The following is a 3813-nucleotide window of genomic DNA, read 5'->3' as shown; positions in this document are numbered from 1 at the left end:
AAATCAGGCAGTGAGACCATTGCCACGATTTCGCCGGTGTTGACGTTGGCGACGATGCCGGAGGCCGCCTTGGCGCGAAACTTGTCTTTTGCCTTGAGGAGTTCGTCCCGCAGCGCGTGCTCGACGCGCAGATCGAGCGACAATTCCACCGGCTGTTGCAGTCGGTCGGTGGCGAAACCCGCCCGATGCAGATCGGCCAGGCCCTGATTGTCCAGCCACTTCTCCATGCCGGCGATGCCCTGGTTGTCGATATTGACCAGGCCGATCACGTGCGCGACTTCGCTGCCGGTCGGATAGACCCGCTTGTTCTCGCGCAGGAAGCCGATGCCGGGAAGGCCGAGCTTATGGATCTCGAACTGCTGCTGCGGCGTGATCTCGCGCTTCAGCCAAACGAAGCCTTTCCGCGACGACAGGCGCTCGCGCACCTCGGCGGTGTCGAGATCGGGCAAAGTGGCGGTGAGCAGCTCGATGGCCTCGTCCTTGTCGATGAGGCGGCGCGGCTCCCCGAACAGGCTCGGCGTCTTGACGTCGGTGGCCAGCACTTCGCCATTGCGGTCGACAATGTCGGGGCGCGCGGTGGCGATCGCGTCCTGCGACGCCGCGCGATGCGCGTTCGGGCCATCGGCGCCGATCGCGAACATCACCAGACGACCGCCAATAATGGAGTAGATCGCGGCAAAGGCGATGATGGCGAGGCCGACGCGCGCACGCGCCTTGGCCGCGCGATCGACGTTGCGCCCATAAAGCAGCGTGCGGATCAGCCGCCGCCGCCAGGGCTCCTGCTTTGGCTTCTGCTGCTTCGCCCTATCAGGCTTGATCGGAGCATGACCGGTCATTGCGCGTCCTCCGGCTGCTGCGTGACGGACCCGGTCGGAACGTCGTCCTGGTTGGCGGCGTCGATCGCGTCAATCATGGAGCCGATCGGATCGGGATTGCCCGAGCGCGCGAAGTTCGGCGGCCGCTCCGGCAGGTTTTTCAGGTTGTCGTATTGGTTGGCATTCAAGGGCTTCAGCGGCAGATGCCGCTCGACCAGCCCCTGCAGCCGCAGCGGCGCGTCGAGCTTGGCCCATTCCGAGCGCAGCACGGCGATCGCCTCGCGCTGCTCGCGGATCTCGGCGTGAAGCTGCAGCACCTTCTCGACGCGCGTGGTCGATTCCATCTTGATCCGATAGACATAGGCGGCGGCGAAGATCAGCGCGCCGATCACCATGAGGTGGATGAGCCGCATGCGCTAGCCTCCCCTCATCACGTCATCGAGCCGCGGCCAGGATGGTTCGTGGCTTGCGGCACGCGCGGGCGCGGCCGTCCGTTCCGCGCAGCGCAGCTTGGCCGAGCGGGCGCGCGGATTGGCGGCGGTTTCCTCTTCACCCGGCACCACCGGTCGGCGCGTGAGCAGCGCAAAGCTCGGGGGCTGCTGCGCGACCTCCGGCAGATGACGCGAGCCGCCACCGCTCTTGCTGCGCTCGCTGAGGAAGGTCTTGACGATTCGGTCTTCCAGCGAATGGAACGACACCACTGCAAGCCATCCGCCGGGCTTCAGCACACGCTCGGTTGCCGCCAGCGCGCGTTCGAGCTCGTCGAGTTCCTCGTTGACCAGAATGCGCAACGCCTGGAACGTCCGCGTCGCCGGATGGATGTCACCGGGCTTGGAACGCACGACGCGCGCGACGATATCGGCGAGCGCCCGTGTCGTCGTGATCGGCTGTTCCTTGCGCGACGCGACGATGGCCCGCGCCACGCCGCGCGAATGCCGCTCCTCGCCGAAGATGTAGATCACGTTGGCGAGATCACGCTCGGTAGCGCAGGCAACCACATCGGCCGCAGTCGGACCATCGCCGCCCATCCGCATGTCGAGCGGACCGTCGAACCGGAACGAGAAGCCGCGACCGGCCTGGTCGAGCTGCATCGAGGACACGCCGACGTCCATCACGACGCCGTCGACCGTATCGAGGCCCTGCGCGGCGCAGATGTCGGCGAGATGTGAGAAGCGATCCTCGACCAGCGTGAGCCGCCCGTCCGCTTGCGCGACCAGATCTTGGCCGCCGACAATCGCGGTGGCATCGCGATCGATGCCGATCACCCGGGTTCCTGCTGTTGCAAGAATCAGCCGGCTATAGCCGCCTGCGCCGAAGGTGGCATCGACATAGATGCCGCCTGCGCGCGGCGCGAGCGCGGCCACCGCTTCCGGCCCGAGCACGGAAATGTGACGCTGGTCAGCCGCGCTCATGCGCCGGCTCCGCGCGCGAGCCGGCGTGGCAGACAGATCATGTGCGGCAGCGAGCCCATCGCGCCAAGCATCCTCGCGCCTAAAACCTTTATCGCCTCGCGCCGCAACGCAGGACCATCTGCCCGCGCGACCGGCTCGAGCGCCCCGCGATGCCGCCGGAGTTCCACGGGCGATGCGCTGATCCAGCGGATTTCGGCCGTGAAGGGGGGTGAATTGCCCGAAATCCAATGTCCCCCACACTTCAAAACCCTTTTCCCGCGTGCAGGCCCTTCGAATTGCGGCGGCCTGCCAAAGCAGAAGCCAGGCTCGGCCATTCATGAGTTAGTAACGACGTTTAGCGTTAAGAAACCGTTGATGATCCGAGGCAGAATCTTGGCGTTCGCCGTTCCCCCGCACGACAACGCTCTCGCGGCGGCATGCAGCGCGGAGCATACACCGGATCAAAAATGCGGTCCTATCGCATGTAATTTCCATTGCGGTCGGGAGGTGCAAAGGAGTAGTCGCAGCCATATTGGACATGGACCATTGCTTCGCTTTGCCTCGAGTTTTCATGCCACCTGATCAGCCCCCATCCGATAAATCGTCCTCCAAGCATCCGCGCGGACAGCGGGCGCCGAACGGCGCTGACGCGACGGAGGCTTTCACACCGGATTCGTCCGTGGTGTCGGAGGTGATCCCGTCGGCGAATTTCGGCGATCGGAACAATGGCCGCGCGCCCGACATGATCGTGCTGCATTACACCGGCATGCCGGATGCGGAGGAGGCGATCGCCAAGCTTTGCACCGCGGGCACCGAGGTCTCCGCCCATTACATCGTGCTGGAGGATGGCGGCATTATCCAAAGCGTGCCAGAGGCCAAGCGGGCCTGGCATGCCGGCGTGTCGTCCTGGGCCGGCGAGAACGACGTCAATTCATGTTCGATCGGGATCGAGATCATCAATTGCGGGCACGACTGGGGCTATCCGGATTTCCCCTCCCGCCAGATCGCGGCGGTGATCGCACTCTGTCGCGGCATCACGCTCCGGCGCACCATCCCGCCGCATCGCGTGCTCGGCCATTCCGACGTTGCACCGGCGCGCAAGAAGGATCCAGGTGAGAAATTCCCCTGGCACTCGCTGGCCAATTCCGGGGTCGGCCACTGGGTGCAGCCGGCGCCGATCACGCGGGGCGAATCGCTCAAGCTCGGCAGCATCGGAGATACGGTCCGCGATTTGCAGAAGGCGTTGGCGAAATATGGTTATGGCATCCCGGTGAGCGGCAAGTTCGATGGCACCACCATGGAGGTGGTCACGGCGTTCCAGCGTCATTTCCGTCCCGAGCGCATCGACGGCATCGCCGATCATTCCACCTTGCTGACCTTGGGCGCGCTGCTGACGACGCTGCCGACCTAGACTCACGGACAGCCACTCAGCCGTTCGTGCTCAGCTCCGCCAGCCTGCGCGCATAGAGCCGCCGCAACGGCTCGAGCCTGGTCGCAGCCGAAGCCGCCCGATAGGCATCCCGCGCGGCCTGATGCCGGCCGAGCCGCCGCAGCAGATCGGCGCGCACCGCGGGCACCGAGGTCTCCGCCCATTACATCGTGCTGGA

Annotated in this window: 3 protein-coding genes and 2 pseudogenes; 1 reads left to right on the top strand and 4 read right to left on the bottom strand. The window is 65.5% G+C overall.

What is annotated here, in order from left to right; translation table 11 throughout:
* The 3 genes and pseudogenes from WA702_RS29425 to rsmH form a co-directional block, all read right to left on the bottom strand.
* Nucleotides 1–836, bottom strand: a pseudogene (locus WA702_RS29425) (penicillin-binding protein 2); the annotation flags it as partial.
* Nucleotides 833–1228, bottom strand: coding sequence for a cell division protein FtsL (ftsL, locus tag WA702_RS29420; RefSeq protein ID WP_425114046.1), 396 nt, complete (start codon nt 1226–1228; stop codon nt 833–835). The pseudogene WA702_RS29425 and the gene ftsL, both read right to left, overlap by 4 nt.
* A 3-nt stretch (nt 1229–1231) precedes the next feature.
* A complete protein-coding gene (gene rsmH / locus WA702_RS29415; RefSeq protein ID WP_425114045.1) occupies nt 1232–2227 on the bottom strand; it encodes a 16S rRNA (cytosine(1402)-N(4))-methyltransferase RsmH in 996 nt (331 codons plus the stop codon).
* A gap of 550 nt (nt 2228–2777) precedes the next feature.
* Between rsmH and WA702_RS29410 the strand changes: the two genes are divergently transcribed.
* On the top strand, nt 2778–3617 hold the full coding sequence (locus tag WA702_RS29410; RefSeq protein WP_425114044.1) for an N-acetylmuramoyl-L-alanine amidase: 840 nt from the start codon (nt 2778–2780) through the stop codon (nt 3615–3617).
* Nucleotides 3618–3633: 16 nt separating this feature from the next.
* Here WA702_RS29410 and WA702_RS29405 read toward each other — a convergent pair.
* Nucleotides 3634–3783: pseudogene (locus WA702_RS29405) on the bottom strand (RNA polymerase subunit sigma-24); the annotation flags it as partial.
* Nucleotides 3784–3813 lie beyond the last annotated feature (30 nt).

Origin of the sequence: Bradyrhizobium sp. (assembly GCF_049798375.1) — a bacterium.
Lineage (GTDB): Bacteria > Pseudomonadota > Alphaproteobacteria > Rhizobiales > Xanthobacteraceae > Bradyrhizobium.
The sequence above is the reverse complement of the archived record's forward strand: the minus strand, read 5'-3'. Positions and strand labels throughout refer to the sequence as shown.